Here is a 15,601-nt window from a genome sequence, read left to right as displayed (position 1 = left end):
TTCGGAGGGTTGACTTTTGAAATGCCAAAGTCGCATAAGGGAAAGCGCGCTCAGGTGCGCTGAACACATACAAACGCGCTGCAATGCAAAATAAAAGCCCTTCCGCGCCGCTGGAGGCGGTGAGGCAAGGCAGGCGGCAAGCTAGCGAACGATGGCAAGACGCAGTGTGTTGCCGCGGCTCAGTGACTCGTGCGGCAACGCACTCGATCACGCGTGAATGTGCAGCGAATCAAACGTCGCCGAGATAGGGAAAGTACTGAAGCGGGAGTTGGGTATCGCGCTGCATTCGCGACCATTCGAAGTACGGGCCCGGATCGGTTTTACGACCCGGCGCGATGTCCGAATGACCCGCGAGCGCTTCGATCGGATAGCGCCGGGTGAGCGCCCGGACCACCTCGTTGAGCGACGCGTATTGCGCGTCCTCGAACCCACATCGATCGCTGCCTTCCAGTTCGATGCCCACCGAAAAATCGTTGCATCGCTCGCGTCCGAGAAAGCTGGACACGCCCGCGTGCCATGCGCGTTCGTTGCACGACACGTACTGCTCGATCCGGCCATCACGATGAATTACAAAATGCGACGACACCCGCATGCCGCGCAAGTGGTCATAGTACGGATGAGCGTCGTGATCGAGACGATTCTGGAAGAACTCGGCGATGGCGCTGCCGCCGAATTCATTGGGCGGCAAGCTGATGTTATGCACGACAACGAGCGTGGGCTCGATACCACCGGGACGCGCTTCGAAGTTGGGCGACGGCAAGCGATGCGCCACCGTGTACCAGCCGTCGGCATCGATCAGACCGGCAACGCTCATCGAGCGTCACGGCCGGTGGGGTGACCCGCATAGCGCCGCGCGTGATCGCTGCAACAGAAGCGATGCCCGGCCGCGACAAGCGCTTCGCTGCTGGGCGTATGCACGCCGCACTCGGCACAGCGCACGAGAGGATCGGGAAGTTGCGGCACGGAACCGGAAGCTGCCGGGCCACGAGACGCGCGCGTGGCGCCCGCACCTTGTGGACCCGTTTGCGCACCGGGGGCAGTCTGGGCGCGCTTGAGCTTCTTGAACAGCCACTGGCTCGCAAAGAACACAAATATCAGCAGGAGAAGTTGGCGCATGATCTTACTAATAGTAGAGGCAATAAAAGCCCGAGGATTCAGCTGACCGCGTCAAACGACCGCTCGATGCAGCAGCACTTCGAACACGAAGCGGCTGCCCACGTAAGCGAGCAGCAACGCGACGAACGAAGCGAGCACCCAGCGCAACGCGGCGCGCCCGCGCCAGCCCGACACACGGCGAGCGGTCAGCAGCGCACCGAACATCAGCCACGACAAAATGGCGAACACGGTCTTGTGGTCGAGTTTGAACGCTTTATCGACGAGTTGTTCGTTGAACGCGACACCCGATATAAGCGTGAGCGTCAGCAACACGAAGCCCGCCGCGATCAGGCGGAACAACAATTTTTCCAGCGTGAGCAACGGCGGCAGGGTATCGAGCCAGCTCGTTACCCAACTATTCGATGTATGCCGCGTGCTGGTTCCGCGCATGTTCTGCAGCCGCTTCTCCACCATCAACATCAGGATGGCGTGAAGCGCGGCAATCGCGAACAGCCCGTACGCAATATTCGCGATCAGGAAATGCAGCTTGAACATGGGCGCGGCGGCATACGAGAGCACACGCACGCCGCCAAAAATCAGCGGCATCACCGAAGCCATGCACGCAAGCGGCAGCACGAGCAAGCGCAAGCCGTCGAGCGGGAAGAAAAAGCTTTCTATCCAGTAGATGCCCGCGCCCAGCCAGAACATGGCGGAGAGCGCGAAGGCGAAGCCGAACACCATCGCGTTCTGCGGAAAGATGGTGGTGTGCAACAAGACGCCATGCACGAGCAACGCGACGCCAAGCAACACGCGCCCCATCGTACTCATGCCCGACGCTTTCGATGCCCGGCCGCTTTGCATGGAGTCAGCCATACCGGTGCCCATGCCGCCGGCCAGGCGACCGCCCGCCGGCATACCCGCCAGCGCCGGCTCGACAGCCGTGTTGCGATGCGCGCGCCAGCCGGCTACGGCAAGTCCGCCGTAGAGAAGCGCAGTGAGGGCATACAGTACAATATCCATGTTCGAAGTTTACACCAGGCCCTGAAGCCGCGACGTCTTCCCCCTCTTGCCAGGTCATCTGGAAGCAAGAGCCGCCCGGACGCCGTTACCCCACACGCTCCCATGCTCGACACACTCACTACACGGATGGCGCGCGTCGTCAAGACGCTGCGCGGCGAAGCCCGGCTCACCGAGGCCAACACGCAGGAAATGCTGCGCGAAGTCCGCCTGGCGCTGCTCGAGGCCGACGTCGCGTTGCCGGTCGTGCGCGAATTCATCGCGAAGGTGAAGGAAAAAGCGCTCGGCGAAGAGGTGCTTTCCAGCCTGTCGCCGGGTCAGGCGCTCGTCGGGGTCGTGCAGCGCGAGCTGACAGCGATCATCGGCGGGGATTACGAGGGTAAGGCCGTCGAGCTGAATCTAGCGGTCACGCCGCCGGCAATCATCCTGATGGCCGGCCTGCAAGGCGCGGGTAAAACCACCACGTCGGGCAAGCTTGCCAAGCTGCTGCGCGAGAAGCACAAGAAAAAAGTGCTGACGGTGTCTGTCGACGTGTATCGTCCGGCCGCTATTCAGCAGTTGAAAACGGTGACCGAACAAGTCGGCGCGGATTTTTTCCCGTCGGAGCCGGATCAGAAGCCAGCGGATATCGCCCGTGCGGCCGTGGATTGGGCGAAACGCCATTTCCATGACGTGCTTATCGTCGATACGGCCGGCCGGCTCGGTATCGACGAAGCGATGATGAAGGAAATCAGCGAGCTTCACGCGATCCTGAAGCCGGCGGAAACGCTCTTCGTGGTCGACGCCATGCTCGGCCAGGACGCCGTGAACACCGCCAAGGCGTTCAGCGACGCGCTGCCGCTGACCGGCGTGGTGCTGACCAAGCTAGACGGCGATTCACGCGGCGGCGCGGCGCTTTCCGTACGTCACGTGACGGGCAAGCCGATCAAGTTCGTCGGTGTCGCCGAAAAACTGGACGGGCTGGAAGTTTTCCACCCGGACCGGATGGCGAACCGGATTCTCGGCATGGGCGACATTCTCGCTCTGGTCGAGGAAGCGCAGAAAGGCGTGGATGGCGCAGCCGCGCAAAAACTCGCCGATAAAGTCAAGAAAGGCGGCGATTTCGACCTGAACGACTTCCGCGCCCAACTTGCACAGATGAAGAACATGGGTGGTTTGTCGTCGCTCATGGACAAGCTGCCGGCACAATTCCAGCAAGCTGCGGCGGGCGCGAACATGGGTGTCGCGGAAAAACAGATGCGCCGGATGGAAGGCATCATCAATTCCATGACGCTCTTGGAGCGCGCGAAACCTGATCTGATCAAGGCGCAGCGCAAGCGCCGTATTGCAGCGGGCGCGGGCGTGCAGGTCCAAGAAGTCAACCGCATGCTCGCTCAATACGACCAGATGCGCGGCATGATGAAAAAGCTGAAGGGCGGCAATCTGCAGAAAATGATGCGCGGCATGAAGGGCATGATGCCGGGCATGCGTTGAAGTTTCGGTTTTGAGTCAGTTTGATTTCCACGGCCCGCGTTTCTCTAAGGAACGCGGGTTTATCATGTGGCGGCGCGCGCTCCGCGCTTAGCGCCTCGTTTCCCCTATTTTTAGCTCTACGCCCTCGTCGCCTGCCCTTATGAATCGCGAAGAAGCACTCCACATTTTCAGCCACTCCGAAGAGATCGTTTCGGCTCAAGACGTGTCCGCGTCGATAGAAAGCATGGCGAAAGCCATCGGCGCGAGCACGGGGGAAGAGTTCCCACTCGTCCTGTCCGTCATGGGCGGCGCGGCGGTGTTCACTGGCATGCTGCTGCCGCATCTCGACTTTCCGCTCGAGTTCGACTACATCCACTTGACGCGGTATCGGAACACGACCAAAGGCGGCGACAAGATGGAATGGCGCGTAGCGCCGGCGGAAGCGGTGAAGGATCGCGTGGTGCTGGTGCTTGACGACATCCTGGATGAAGGCGAAACCATGGCCGCCATCCGCGACCGCATCATGGCCATGGGCGCGAAGAAATTCCTCTCGGCCGTGCTGTGCGAGAAGCTCATCAATAAATCGAAACCTCTGCGGCCGGACTTTTGCGGCTTCGAAGTGCCGGACCGGTACGTGTTCGGCTGCGGTATGGACGCGAAGGGATACTGGCGCAATTTGCCGACTATCCGGGCGCTGACAGAAGGCGCGTGATTCGTCGTTGGACGTGAGTCGAGCGTTACGACCACGTTCGATCGATGGGCATGGAAGGCAGCCCGATAGCTGAGACAACACGGGCGGTTAGAGGTCGGCGTAACGCTCGGCGCATAAACAAAAGGCGGTTTCAACTCACGTTGAAACCGCCTTTTTACGTGCGCTTCTTTGAGCCCGCTTACCAACGATATCGTTCGACCGGAAACCCACTGCGAGCGCTTAGGAAACTGAAACCTCGACCGTGTCTGGATCGGCACGCTGCATGCAAGCGCGGGCGCATCAGCCGTTCGCAGCCAGTTGATGCACGAAGGTCCGTATCCCCGTCAGGATCATTTCCACCGATATCGCGACCAGCACCAACCCCATCAGCCGTTCGAACGCCGTGACCGCGCGTTCGCCCAGCCAATGCTGGATCTTCTCGGCCAACACCAGCACGACCGCGCAGACCATCATGGTGATTGTCAGCGCACCGACCCATTCCCACATCTGCCCCGGCGCCTGCGATGTCAGCAGCATTACCGTTGCCAGCGCCGACGGACCGGCCAGCGCGGGAATAGCCAGCGGCACGATCAGTGGTTCGCCGCCGCGTGAATCACCGCCCATCGGACCATCGGGATGCGGAAAGATCATCCGCAAAGCGATCAGGAACAACACGATCCCGCCGCCCAACCGCAACGACAAATCCGTCAGGCTCATCGCGCGAAGAAAGCGGTCACCCACCAGCATGAACAACAGCAGGATCCCGAAAGCGATGGCTACTTCCCGCAAGATCACGACCCGACGCCGCTCCTTCGCTACACCACGCAACGCGTTGATGAAGATCGGGATATTGCCGAGCGGATCGGTGATCAGGATGAGCAGCACCGTCGCCGAGAGGAAGTTGTACTGCACGCTACTGGGCCACTCCACGTGCCAGTGCAGCGCGCACCTTCTCGATCACGACGTTCGCAGCGTCATCCACCGGCAGCAACGTGGCTTCGGCGTCGCGTCGTGCCTGGTACTCGAGCTTGCCTTCCTTGAGCCCGCGGTCACCAATCACCAGCCGATGCGGCACGCCGATCAGCTCCCAATCCGCGAACATCACGCCCGGGCGCTCGCCGCGATCGTCCAGGACCACGTCAATACCCGCAGCCTGCAGCGCCGCGTAGAGCTTGTCGGCTTGCTCGCGAACTGCTTCGCTGCGGTCGTAGCCCATCGGGCACAACACGACTTCGAACGGCGCAATCGATTCCGGCCAGATGATGCCCTTCGCGTCGAAGTTCTGTTCGATCGCTGCGCCCAGAATCCGCGTGATGCCAATGCCGTAGCAGCCCATTTGCATGGGCGCAGGCTTGCCGTTTTCATCGAGGAACGACGCACCCATGGCATCCGAGTACTTTGTGCCGAGCTGGAACACGTGGCCCACTTCAATGCCGCGGCAGATTTCCAGCGTGCCCTTGCCGTCCGGCGACGGGTCGCCCGCCAGCACGTTGCGGATGTCCGCCACGACCGGTTCCGGCAGATCGCGGCCCCAGTTCACGCCGGTGGTGTGATAGTCGACTTCATTCGAGCCGACTACGAAGTCGCTCATGTTCGCGACCGTCCGGTCCGCGATCACCTTGATCGGCTTCTTTGTGCCAATCGGGCCGAGATAACCCGGCGGCGTGCCGAACGTATCGATAATTTCGGCTTCCGTAGCAAAGCGATAACCCGCCAGGCCCGGCTGCTTGTTCGCCTTGATGTCGTTCAGCGAATGGTCGCCGCGCAACATCAATAGCCAGATGGTCGGCTCGGCGCCTTCGTTTTCCGTCGCGAGAATGATCGACTTGATCGTGCGTTCCAGCGGAATGTCCAGCAGTTCCGCGACCGCCTCGCACTTCGCCTTGCCGGGCGTGGCCGTCTTCTTCATCTCTTCCGTGGGCGCCGCACGCGTGGCGTTCAGCGGCAGTGCGTCGGCGGCTTCCACGTTCGCGGCGTAATCCGAGGTCGGGCAATACGCGATTGCGTCTTCGCCGGTGTCGGCGATCACGTGGAATTCATGCGAGCCGCTGCCACCGATAGAGCCGTTATCGGCTGCAACCGCGCGGAACTCCAGGCCGATGCGCGTGAACACTCGCACGTAGGCATCGAACATTTTCTTGTACGACTCGGCGAGGCCGGCCTGATCGCGATCGAAGGAATACGCGTCCTTCATGATGAATTCGCGCCCGCGCATCACGCCGAAACGCGGGCGGATTTCATCGCGGAACTTGGTCTGGATCTGGTAGAAATTGACCGGCAGTTGCCTGTAACTCTTGATCTCGCGCCGCGCGATGTCCGTCACCACTTCTTCGTGCGTCGGTCCGATCACGAAGTCGCGGTCATGACGATCCTTGATACGCAGCAGCTCGGGGCCGTACTGTTCCCAGCGCGCCGATTCCTGCCAGAGTTCGGCCGGCTGCACGGCGGGCATCAACAATTCGAGCGCGCCGGCCCGGTTCATTTCTTCACGCACGATGGCCTCAACCTTGCGGATGGAGCGCAGGGCGATAGGCAGATAACTATAGATACCGCCCGCCACGCGGCGAATCATGCCCGCACGCATCATGAGTTGGTGGCTGACGATTTCCGCGTCGGTGGGAGCTTCCTTCAGGGTGCCGATAAAGAAACGGGATGCTTTCATTCAAAAATTTTCCAATGCGGGAGCGCGTCGATTGAATGGGTTTTTGACCCAAACCTGCGGAACATGCAGAACGTGCGGAACGAGTGAACGAGTGAACGACGGGACAGCGATGCGGTAAGGCGTTGGCCGACCGCCCCGGCATCCCTGGCACTCAGGCGAAACGAATCCCGATTCGGGTTCGTGCCGGTGCGCCAGGCCCGTTATCTGTTTATAATCAAAGCAATTTTAAAGGATTCGAAGGTGGTTGTATGCTGGATCGTGAAGGCTTTCGCCCGAACGTCGGCATCATCCTCTTGAACGCGCACAATGAAGTGTTTTGGGGCAAGCGGCTACGTGAACATTCCTGGCAGTTTCCGCAAGGGGGCATCAAGTACGGTGAGACCCCTGTGCAAGCGATGTATCGGGAGTTACACGAAGAAACCGGCTTGCTTCCGGAGCATGTGAAGGTCGTGGGTCGAACCCGCGACTGGCTGCGTTATGAGGTGCCGGATAAGTTCATCAAGCGCGAGGTGCGCGGACACTATCGCGGACAGAAACAGATCTGGTTTTTGTTACGCATGGTGGGCCGTGACTGTGACATTTGTTTGCGTGCGACGGATCATCCGGAATTCGATGCCTGGCGGTGGAATGAGTATTGGGTCCCGCTCGACGCGGTGATCGAGTTCAAGCGGGATGTATATCAGCTTGCGCTCACGGAACTTTCTCGCTTTCTGAGGCGCGCAGTCGTGCGTGCTGAGCGCGCGGAACGGATGGCGCATCATGCCAACCGGTATCCACGCGTGATTCAGGGCATGACCATGGAGGATGCGACCGTTTCTGCTAACGGTAGTGTCATTCAGGCAGAATGTTCGGTGACCGAAGAGCTGCACATCTACGCACAACGTCCTTTGCGGGATTAGGACGTGTGTCATTCGAAGCGGCGGTGCGGCAACGCCCGCCGCTTTTTTTCGTGCAGCGTCAAAGGCTGGGCTTGCGTGTTTGACATGCCGGCGCGCTCCCTTAGCGGGACTATCGCGGCGTAATCACGCAGCACGATCGATTTGCAGTCGCTTCTGCATCAACCTCGGGAAATAAAGAATTGAAAGCCATTGCATTGTTCGCGGCATCCGCGGCCGCCCTTGCCGTGCTTGCCGGTTGCGGCAGCGCCAAGCCGACCAACAAGGACGACAGCGCGTTCGTCTACCTCATGGACCGCAAGCCGAACTGGGTCGAAAACAAGGTCGACACCCTGCCTCCGCTGCCAAAGGACGCGAGTCTCCTGGAATTTACGGTGTCGAACAATACGCCGCTGAGTTTTTTCATCGATAAAGACTCGCTCAGCGTGGGAACCGACGGCATCATCCGCTACACGGTTGTCGTGAAAAGTCCGGCGGGCGCGCGCAACGTCAATTACGAAGGCATTCGCTGCGATAACTATAACTGGCGCCTGTATGCGAGCATTAATGAGGACCAGACCGACTGGGACCGCACGGTCGAGAACGATTTTCGACGCATCGAAAACGGCGAGTTGAACGCGTACCACGCGGCGCTGTATCAAGATTACTTCTGCTCGAACAAGCTGCCGACAGGGTCGGCCAAGCAGATTGTGTCGAACATCCAGATGAAACGGACTGCGGTTTCGAACTATCACTAGATCGGAAGACTGGTGAAAAAAGCCCGCTGCACCTGACGGTCAGCGGGCTTTTTTGTGGAGCAAGACATCGTGGTGCAGGAAACCTTCTCCCAACAGAGATAATTTGTCGCAACTATCGCCGATTGATTAATCACTCACATACAATTTGAGGGAAAGATTTGGTAACGCGTGATAAGTGGAGAAATAACGGTGACCCTGCTCGACTCGAGGCTGTTGTCCGAATACGCATGCCAGCGTATGGCACGTGCCGTCACGGGCCTAACGTCGCGCGACCTCGAGCATAAGGACGCATCGAGCACCGACAAAATATCGGCTGGCCAGGAAGGCAATTCGGTAGGTAAAACTGCAGAAACAACCGCGTTTAGCCGAAAGAATGGCGCTCACGGAGCAAAATAGCTGGCGCCGCAACGTTGCACACCGTCCATTAAGCTTGAGGTGCAACTGAGATCGGCGACTTTTTTTGTTGGGCAGGCGCCTCGCTGCTTACGCCAGCACCAGATTGTCCCGATGAATCAGCTCAGGCTCGAGCATATACCCCAACACCGTCTCAATTTCACCGCTCGGCCGACGCTGGATCAAGCGCGCCTCAGAGCTGCTGTAATTCGTGATGCCGCGCGCCACTTCCTGTCCGCCCGGATTCATGCACGCGATCACTTCGCCACGCTCGAACGCGCCGTGAACATCGATCACGCCAATTGGCAGCAAGCTTTTTCCGTCCGCAGTGAGCTTCTCAACCGCACCGTCGTCAATAACCACGTGGCCACGCACCTGCAAATGGTCGGCCATCCATTGCTTGCGGGCCGCCATACGGGCTGTGCGCGCCATTAATTGTGTACCGATCATCTCGCCCGATGCCAGCCGGGTCAGGACATCCGACTCCCGCCCGCTCGCAATTACCGTATTGGCCCCGCTGTGCGCCGCGCGTTTCGCCGCGAGAATCTTCGTCAGCATGCCGCCACGTCCCAGGCTCGAACCCGCGCCGCCCGCCATGGCCTCAAGTTCGGGTGTGCCCGCATCGGCCTGTTCGACCAGCGTGGCCGTGGGATCGTGGCGTGGATCGGCGGTAAACAGGCCGCGTTGATCGGTGAGGATAATCAGCGCGTCGCCTTCTATGAGGTTCGCTACCAGCGCACCGAGCGTATCGTTGTCGCCGAACTTGATTTCGTCGGTGATGACGGTGTCGTTTTCATTGATGATTGGCACGCAACCCAGGCGCAGCAAGGTGAGCAGCGTTGAGCGTGCGTTCAGATAGCGTTCGCGGTCGGCGAGATCGGCGTGGGTAAGGAGAATCTGCGCAGTGCGCATGCCGTGCTTGCCGAAACTGCTTTCGTAGACTTGCGCCAAGCCCATCTGTCCAACAGCGGCGGCCGCCTGCAATTCATCAATTTCACGCGGCCGCTTCGTCCAGCCCAAGCGATGAATACCCTCGGCGATCGCACCGGAACTGACCAGCACGACTTCCTTGCCTTGCCCGCGCAACGCGGCAATCTGTGCCGCCCAGCGCGCGATGGCCGCGTGGTCGAGCCCGCGCCCGTCGTTGGTCACCAGGCTCGATCCCACTTTCACTACGAGTCGCTTCGAAGCGGCTATGACGGAACGCATCTGACGCATTTCTCCTCGGATTTGCTTCGATAACCACGGGCCAAACTATTACGCTTCGTCTTCGTCTTCGTCGATCTCCGGCGCGGGCTGTGGCGCTACGACGGCGGGCTCGTCGCGGAAACGGACGTCCGCGGCGAGATCTTCGGCTTCCGCTGCCCGCGAAGCATCTGAATTCTTCGAGATGTAATCAAAGATGGCGTACGTGAGACTTTCGCAACCCTGCCCCGTCAGCGCCGAGATTTCGAACACCGGACCATCCCACTCATAACGCTTGATGAAGTCCGCCACGCGCGATTTACGGTCTTCGTCCGGCACCATGTCGAGCTTGTTCAGCACGAGCCAGCGCGGTTTTTCATACAGCGCCTCGTCATATTTGCGCAATTCGTTGACGATCGCGCGCGCTTCCACGACGGGATCGACGGCGTCATCGAACGGGGCCAGATCGACGAGATGCAGCAGCACGCCGGTGCGCTGCAGGTGCCGGAGGAACCGGTGACCGAGGCCTGCGCCTTCCGCCGCGCCTTCGATCAAGCCAGGAATATCCGCAATCACGAAGCTCTTTTCCGGTCCCACACGCACCACGCCAAGGTTCGGCGCGAGCGTGGTGAACGGATAGTCGGCAATTTTCGGCCGCGCGTTCGACACTGCCGTGATGAACGTGGACTTGCCCGCGTTCGGCATGCCGAGCAAACCGACGTCGGCGAGTACTTTCAGCTCGAGGCGCAGCATGCGCCGGTCGCCGGGCTTGCCTTCCGTCTTCTGGCGCGGCGCGCGGTTCGTACTCGACTTGAAGTGCAGGTTGCCGAGACCGCCCGCGCCGCCGTGAGCGATCAGCACGCTCTGGTTGTGCTCGGTCAGATCCGCGATCAACTCGCCCGTTTCCGTGTCCGCGATGATCGTACCGACTGGCATGCGCAAGATGATGTCGTCGCCGCCCTTGCCGTAGCAGTCCGCGCCGCGGCCGTTTTCGCCGTTACGGGCCTGGTGTTTCTTCGCGTACCGGTAGTCGATCAGCGTATTGATGTTGCGATCCGCAACCGCATACACGCTGCCGCCCCGGCCGCCGTCGCCGCCGTCCGGTCCACCGAACGGGACGAACTTCTCGCGCCGCATCGACGCGCTGCCATCCCCTCCGTCGCCGGCGATGACTTCAATTCTCGCTTCGTCAATGAACTTCATGAGTTGCTCCGTCCCGTTTTACTTTGCGGGGGACTGGAGCAAGCCCTGAAAAAGCCAACTCCAGCCGACGCCCTATTCTGCCGCGACCGGCCGATGCCAGCCACTAGGCCATTCGATATATGTCACTGCTTGGCCGCGTCAAGAAGACCGGCCAATAAAAAAAGGCCCCGCGAACTTCGCGGGGCCTTTTCCGGTCCTGAAGCCCGTGCCTTGATAAACCTTAGGCAGCCGGGACTACGTTGACCAGATGCTTCTTTGCTGCGCCCTTCGTCGAAAACGTGACGTGGCCGTCGGTCAGCGCGAACAAGGTGTGATCCTTGCCCATGCCGACGTTATCGCCCGGGTGCATGCGCGTACCGCGCTGACGCACGATGATGCCGCCTGCGTTGATTGCCTGGCCGCCGTAAACCTTCACGCCGAGGCGCTTTGATTCAGAGTCGCGACCATTGCGGGATGACCCGCCTGCTTTTTTGTGTGCCATTTAATAGCTCCTTGACCGTTTAGCTTATCGACTCAACGCTTATGCAGCGTTGATAGCGTCGATACGCAATTCGGTGTAGTTCTGGCGATGGCCAGCGTGCTTTTGGTAGTGCTTCCGGCGACGCATCTTGAAGATCGTAACCTTCTTATGACGACCCTGGGACACGACGGTAGCTATGACGGAAGCCCCACTGACCAGCGGTGCACCGAACTGAATCGATTCACCTTCGCCTACTGCGAGAACCTGGTCGAGCGTGATTTCAGCGTCAATGTCTGCCGGTATCTGTTCTACTTTCAATTTTTCGCCGACAGCAACCTTATACTGCTTGCCACCGGTTTTTATGACCGCGTACATTGAGAACCTCACTCTGAATTCATTTTTCCGCACACCGTGCGCGAAAACGCGTGATTATACAGAGAGTTAGGCCCTCCGTCAAAACCCTTGTGCATCGCGAAAACGTGGCGGCTGTAGCCCGGGCAGAGCAACATGCACGGAGCATGCACGCACTATTATTGCGATTTTTGCCGCTTGACGCCGCGCATCAGGCTTGTCGCGGCGCCGCCCGCGGTTGGTCCGAGGCGTCTTTAGAGGCGGCTATCGGCCGATTCGCCTTATAATTCGCGGCACTATCCTAATTGCCGATCATGTCGTCCACTGCCACTTCCTCCCCAAACGCCGCCAACGTGCTCGAGCCTATCGCCGAGGACATGCAGCAGGTCAATCGCGTCATCCGGCAGCGCCTGGCATCCGAAGTGATGCTGATCAACCAGATCTCCGAGTACATCATCGGGGCCGGCGGCAAACGGCTCCGGCCAGCGTTGCTGTTGCTGGTCGCAGGCGCGCTCGGCGACACCACCGGGCACCGGCACGAGCTGGCCGCGGTCGTCGAGTTCATTCATACGGCCACGCTGCTGCACGATGACGTAGTCGACGAATCCGATCTCCGGCGCGGCCGGAAAACCGCGAATGCGCTGTTCGGCAACGCGGCGAGCGTGCTCGTCGGCGACTTCCTGTACTCGCGCTCCTTCGAAATGATGGTCGGCGTGGGCAAGATGCGTGTGATGGAGATACTGTCCGTTGCGACGAACGTGATCTCGGAAGGCGAAGTGCTGCAATTGCTCAACATGCACGATCCGGACGTAGACGAAGCGCGCTACATGCAGGTGATCCGCTACAAGACGGCCAAGCTTTTCGAAGCGGCAGCACAACTCGGCGCGGTTTTGTCGGGGTCGGATGCCCGGACGGAAGCGGCGGCGGCAGAGTTTGGCCGGCGCATTGGCACGGCCTTCCAGATCATGGACGATTGGCTCGATTACACCGGCACGGCGGAATCGATGGGCAAAAACGCGGGCGACGATCTGCGCGAAGGCAAACCCACGCTGCCCCTCATCTATCTGATGGAGCACGGGTCGGCCGAACAGGCAGCGCTTGCGCGTGAGGCAATCGAACAAGGTGGCACCGATAAATTCGACACCATCTTTGAAGCCATTACGAAGTCAGGCGCGCTGGATCACACGCTGAAATGTGCACGACAGGAAGCCCAGGCGGCGGCGAAAGCAATTTCTTCGTTTCCAGATTCCATTTTTAAAGAGAGCCTGCTAGAATTATGTTCTTACTCGACGGCGAGACAGTCCTGAAAAGGAAACAAACCGTCTCTGAGTGAACATTCGGGGTGTAGCTTAGCCTGGTAGAGCGCTACGTTCGGGACGTAGAGGCCGGAGGTTCGAATCCTCTCACCCCGACCAGAATTAATGAAAAACCGCCCAGCTTGCTGGGCGGTTTTTTGTTTTGGGCCGTCGATTTGGGTCATCGTGTCGCGTCGGCGGTGATTCATATCCCGCGATCGACAAGCCTGGCGCAAAGTCCGCGCTGTCATCGAATCAGCTTCAATAACACGGTGCTTGCTCACGCATGTCCTCACTCAGATTTTCATCGACTAGAAGAATGTCCGTGGGCCAGCACATTGGACTGTGGTTCGTGTTCCTGTATTTCCTGATTGGCGGCGCGTGCCACTTCTTGTACACGCCGCTCTTCGTGCAAATCGTGCCGTCCTATATTCCCTTCCCACTCCTGGCCGTCATTGTGAGCGGCGTTTTCGAGTTGCTTGGTGCGATCGGCGTGATGATCAAACGTACGCGAAGTGCAGCGGGCATTGGGCTGACGCTGCTGACCATTGCCGTTACGCCCGCCAACGTATTCATGTATCAACACGCGGAGCAGTTCTCACAAGTTCCATCGTGGATATTGCTCGTGCGGCTGCCTTTGCAGCTTGCGCTGATTGCCTGCATTTTATGGAGCACGCGGCGGCGTGCTTAACCACCAGCGCGCGACGTGACTTGCCGCGCGTGACGTTGTGCTCACTAGGGCGGTGCCAAACCGTCTTGTGAACCCCTCGGATTTTTCCGATTTTTCCTATATCCCACGCAAGGAAGTATCACTAGATTTCCTCTCGCACTGCCAGACCGAGGCGTGATTTACGCCTTTCCAGTTGCCAGCTTCACGTGGCTTCTCAGTCTTCGAGTTAGGGAATCATCATGACAGTTTCCAAAACGGCTCCCGTTGCGGCCACTAAAAAAGCGGTATCGCATTCTGTCTCCGCCAAGCACACGCACAACGAGTACCCAATCGTTCTTGTCCACGGAATGTGCGCGTGGGGCCGGGATGAATTGTTCGGACAGAAATTCCGTTATTGGGGCGGCGCAAAAGGTGACGTCCAGGAACATCTCAAAGCACAAGGCTACGAGACATTCACAGCGTCCATGGGACCGATTTCCAGCAACTGGGACCGCGCCTGCGAGTTGTACACCTACCTCGTCGGCGGTGTGGTGGACTACGGCGCAGTTCACTCCGCCAGATACGGCCACACTCGCTATGGCCGCAGTTATCCCGGCGTTTATCCGCAATGGAGCGAGGCGCACAAGGTGCATTTGATCGGGCATAGCATGGGTGGCCCGACGTCGCGAACATTGATCCAGCTGCTCGAGCACGGCGACGCGGACGAAGCGGGTTTTGAGCCTGGGCCGAGAGAAGCACCGAGCTCTCCGCTATTTGCAGGCGGGAAGAAATGGGTGCACAGCGCGACGTCGGTTTCAGGCGTTCACAACGGAGCGCTCACCGCAGACGATGTCGGCCAATTCCCGATCTTCATCCGCGATCTCATGGTCAACACGGCAGCGCTCGCGGGACTTGCAACGTCCGAGCCGATCTACGACTTCAACCTGCAGCAATGGGGACTGGAGCGTGAGGAAGGCCAAGGATTTGACGACTATATTCGTCGCGCGTTCGAAAGCCCGGTCTGGAAAACGCAGGACGGCTGCATCTACGATCTCTCGACCATAGCGGCGCATTTCCAGAATTCGTGGGCGCAAACGTCGGAGAACGTGTACTACAGTTCCTACGCTGTCGACGGCACCTTCGCCGGTCCGCAAGGGATTCGTATCCCGCAGGCAAACATGAACGTTATTCTGAAGCCGAGCGCCGCAGCGGTCGGGTTGAACAGAAAGGACCTAGCTGGCGGTTTTGCCGCGTGGCGTCCGAATGATGGCCTGGTTAGCGTACCCTCCGCCCAGTTTCCTATCGGCCATGCACACGAAACAGTGACCAAGGATGAGCAGCTCACCCGGAAAAAGGGCGTCTGGTACGTCAATCCGACCATTGAAGGAATGGACCATCTGAACATCGTAATCCCGCTGCATGAGGCGACAATCGAGCAGTTGTATCGATTCTACGAAGATATAGCCGCTCAAAGCCACGCCTTGCCGATGTGATCCAAGGGATGTAACGACCGAG

Annotated in this window: 16 protein-coding genes and 1 tRNA gene; 8 read left to right on the top strand and 9 right to left on the bottom strand. The window is 59.5% G+C overall.

Annotated features, from left to right (window positions below; all coding sequences use genetic code 11):
- Nucleotides 1-229: 229 nt before the first annotated feature.
- The 3 genes from ampD to FH08_RS0123690 are packed head-to-tail and all read right to left on the bottom strand — an operon-like array spanning nucleotide 230 to nucleotide 2,115.
- Entirely contained in the window at nucleotides 230-814 is a 585-nt protein-coding gene (gene ampD / locus FH08_RS0123700) for a 1,6-anhydro-N-acetylmuramyl-L-alanine amidase AmpD (RefSeq protein ID WP_031360746.1), read from the bottom strand.
- Nucleotides 811-1,116: a PP0621 family protein gene (locus FH08_RS0123695; RefSeq protein WP_031360745.1), complete on the bottom strand. Its 306-nt coding sequence runs from the start codon at nucleotides 1,114-1,116 to the stop codon at nucleotides 811-813. Before FH08_RS0123695 ends, ampD begins: the two co-directional genes overlap by 4 nt.
- Before the next feature lie 51 nt (nucleotides 1,117-1,167).
- A complete protein-coding gene (locus tag FH08_RS0123690; RefSeq protein WP_031360744.1) occupies nucleotides 1,168-2,115 on the bottom strand; it encodes a cytochrome C assembly family protein in 948 nt (315 codons plus the stop codon).
- Nucleotides 2,116-2,217: 102 nt separating this feature from the next.
- On the opposite strand from FH08_RS0123690, the gene ffh reads away from it, so the two are divergent.
- Together ffh and FH08_RS0123680 are read left to right on the top strand one after the other, a co-directional pair.
- Nucleotides 2,218-3,585 (top strand): signal recognition particle protein, encoded by a 1,368-nt coding sequence (gene ffh / locus FH08_RS0123685; RefSeq protein WP_031360743.1) that lies wholly within the window; start codon nucleotides 2,218-2,220, stop codon nucleotides 3,583-3,585.
- A gap of 139 nt (nucleotides 3,586-3,724) precedes the next feature.
- On the top strand, nucleotides 3,725-4,276 hold the full coding sequence (locus FH08_RS0123680) for a hypoxanthine-guanine phosphoribosyltransferase (RefSeq protein ID WP_031360742.1): 552 nt from the start codon (nucleotides 3,725-3,727) through the stop codon (nucleotides 4,274-4,276).
- A gap of 279 nt (nucleotides 4,277-4,555) precedes the next feature.
- Here the strand turns inward: FH08_RS0123680 and FH08_RS0123675 are convergent, their stop codons facing one another.
- Together FH08_RS0123675 and FH08_RS0123670 are read right to left on the bottom strand one after the other, a co-directional pair.
- Complete coding sequence (locus FH08_RS0123675; RefSeq protein WP_031360741.1) at nucleotides 4,556-5,167, bottom strand: MarC family protein; 612 nt, start codon at nucleotides 5,165-5,167, stop codon at nucleotides 4,556-4,558.
- 1 nt (nucleotide 5,168) lies between these two features.
- Nucleotides 5,169-6,917: a proline--tRNA ligase gene (locus FH08_RS0123670; RefSeq protein WP_031360740.1), complete on the bottom strand. Its 1,749-nt coding sequence runs from the start codon at nucleotides 6,915-6,917 to the stop codon at nucleotides 5,169-5,171.
- Nucleotides 6,918-7,165: 248 nt separating this feature from the next.
- Here FH08_RS0123670 and FH08_RS0123665 point away from each other — a divergent pair, with 248 nt between their 5' ends.
- Complete coding sequence (locus FH08_RS0123665; protein WP_031360739.1) at nucleotides 7,166-7,816, top strand: RNA pyrophosphohydrolase; 651 nt, start codon at nucleotides 7,166-7,168, stop codon at nucleotides 7,814-7,816.
- A gap of 179 nt (nucleotides 7,817-7,995) precedes the next feature.
- Nucleotides 7,996-8,550: a CNP1-like family protein gene (locus FH08_RS0123660; RefSeq protein WP_031360738.1), complete on the top strand. Its 555-nt coding sequence runs from the start codon at nucleotides 7,996-7,998 to the stop codon at nucleotides 8,548-8,550.
- Nucleotides 8,551-9,033: 483 nt separating this feature from the next.
- Here FH08_RS0123660 and proB read toward each other — a convergent pair whose 3' ends face one another.
- The 4 genes from proB to rplU form a co-directional block, all read right to left on the bottom strand.
- Nucleotides 9,034-10,152 carry a glutamate 5-kinase gene (proB, locus tag FH08_RS0123650; protein WP_031360736.1) on the bottom strand — a complete coding sequence of 373 codons (1,119 nt, stop codon included), beginning with the start codon at nucleotides 10,150-10,152 and terminating at the stop codon, nucleotides 9,034-9,036.
- A gap of 48 nt (nucleotides 10,153-10,200) precedes the next feature.
- Nucleotides 10,201-11,331, bottom strand: a complete 1,131-nt coding sequence (gene obgE, locus FH08_RS0123645; RefSeq protein ID WP_035567004.1) for a GTPase ObgE — start codon at nucleotides 11,329-11,331, stop codon at nucleotides 10,201-10,203.
- Between the two features lie 220 nt (nucleotides 11,332-11,551).
- A complete protein-coding gene (rpmA, locus tag FH08_RS0123640) occupies nucleotides 11,552-11,812 on the bottom strand; it encodes a 50S ribosomal protein L27 (RefSeq protein WP_031360734.1) in 261 nt (86 codons plus the stop codon).
- Nucleotides 11,813-11,851: 39 nt separating this feature from the next.
- The gene (gene rplU, locus FH08_RS0123635; protein ID WP_031360733.1) at nucleotides 11,852-12,166 is read right to left on the bottom strand and encodes a 50S ribosomal protein L21; all 315 of its coding nucleotides are present in this window, start codon (nucleotides 12,164-12,166) and stop codon (nucleotides 11,852-11,854) included.
- Nucleotides 12,167-12,456: 290 nt separating this feature from the next.
- On the opposite strand from rplU, the gene FH08_RS0123630 reads away from it, so the two are divergent.
- From FH08_RS0123630 to FH08_RS0123615, 4 genes are all read left to right on the top strand, one after another.
- A complete protein-coding gene (locus tag FH08_RS0123630) occupies nucleotides 12,457-13,449 on the top strand; it encodes a polyprenyl synthetase family protein (protein ID WP_031360732.1) in 993 nt (330 codons plus the stop codon).
- A 31-nt stretch (nucleotides 13,450-13,480) separates the two neighbouring features.
- Nucleotides 13,481-13,557, top strand: a tRNA-Pro gene (locus tag FH08_RS0123625).
- A gap of 199 nt (nucleotides 13,558-13,756) precedes the next feature.
- A complete protein-coding gene (locus tag FH08_RS0123620; protein ID WP_031360731.1) occupies nucleotides 13,757-14,128 on the top strand; it encodes a hypothetical protein in 372 nt (123 codons plus the stop codon).
- 218 nt (nucleotides 14,129-14,346) lie between these two features.
- Nucleotides 14,347-15,579, top strand: a complete 1,233-nt coding sequence (locus FH08_RS0123615) for an esterase/lipase family protein (RefSeq protein ID WP_152602902.1) — start codon at nucleotides 14,347-14,349, stop codon at nucleotides 15,577-15,579.
- Nucleotides 15,580-15,601 lie beyond the last annotated feature (22 nt).

The sequence above is a fragment of the Caballeronia sordidicola genome (assembly GCF_000729995.1).
GTDB classification, from domain to species: domain Bacteria; phylum Pseudomonadota; class Gammaproteobacteria; order Burkholderiales; family Burkholderiaceae; genus Caballeronia; species Caballeronia sordidicola_A.
This window is presented reverse-complemented; position numbering and strand designations above follow the sequence as displayed.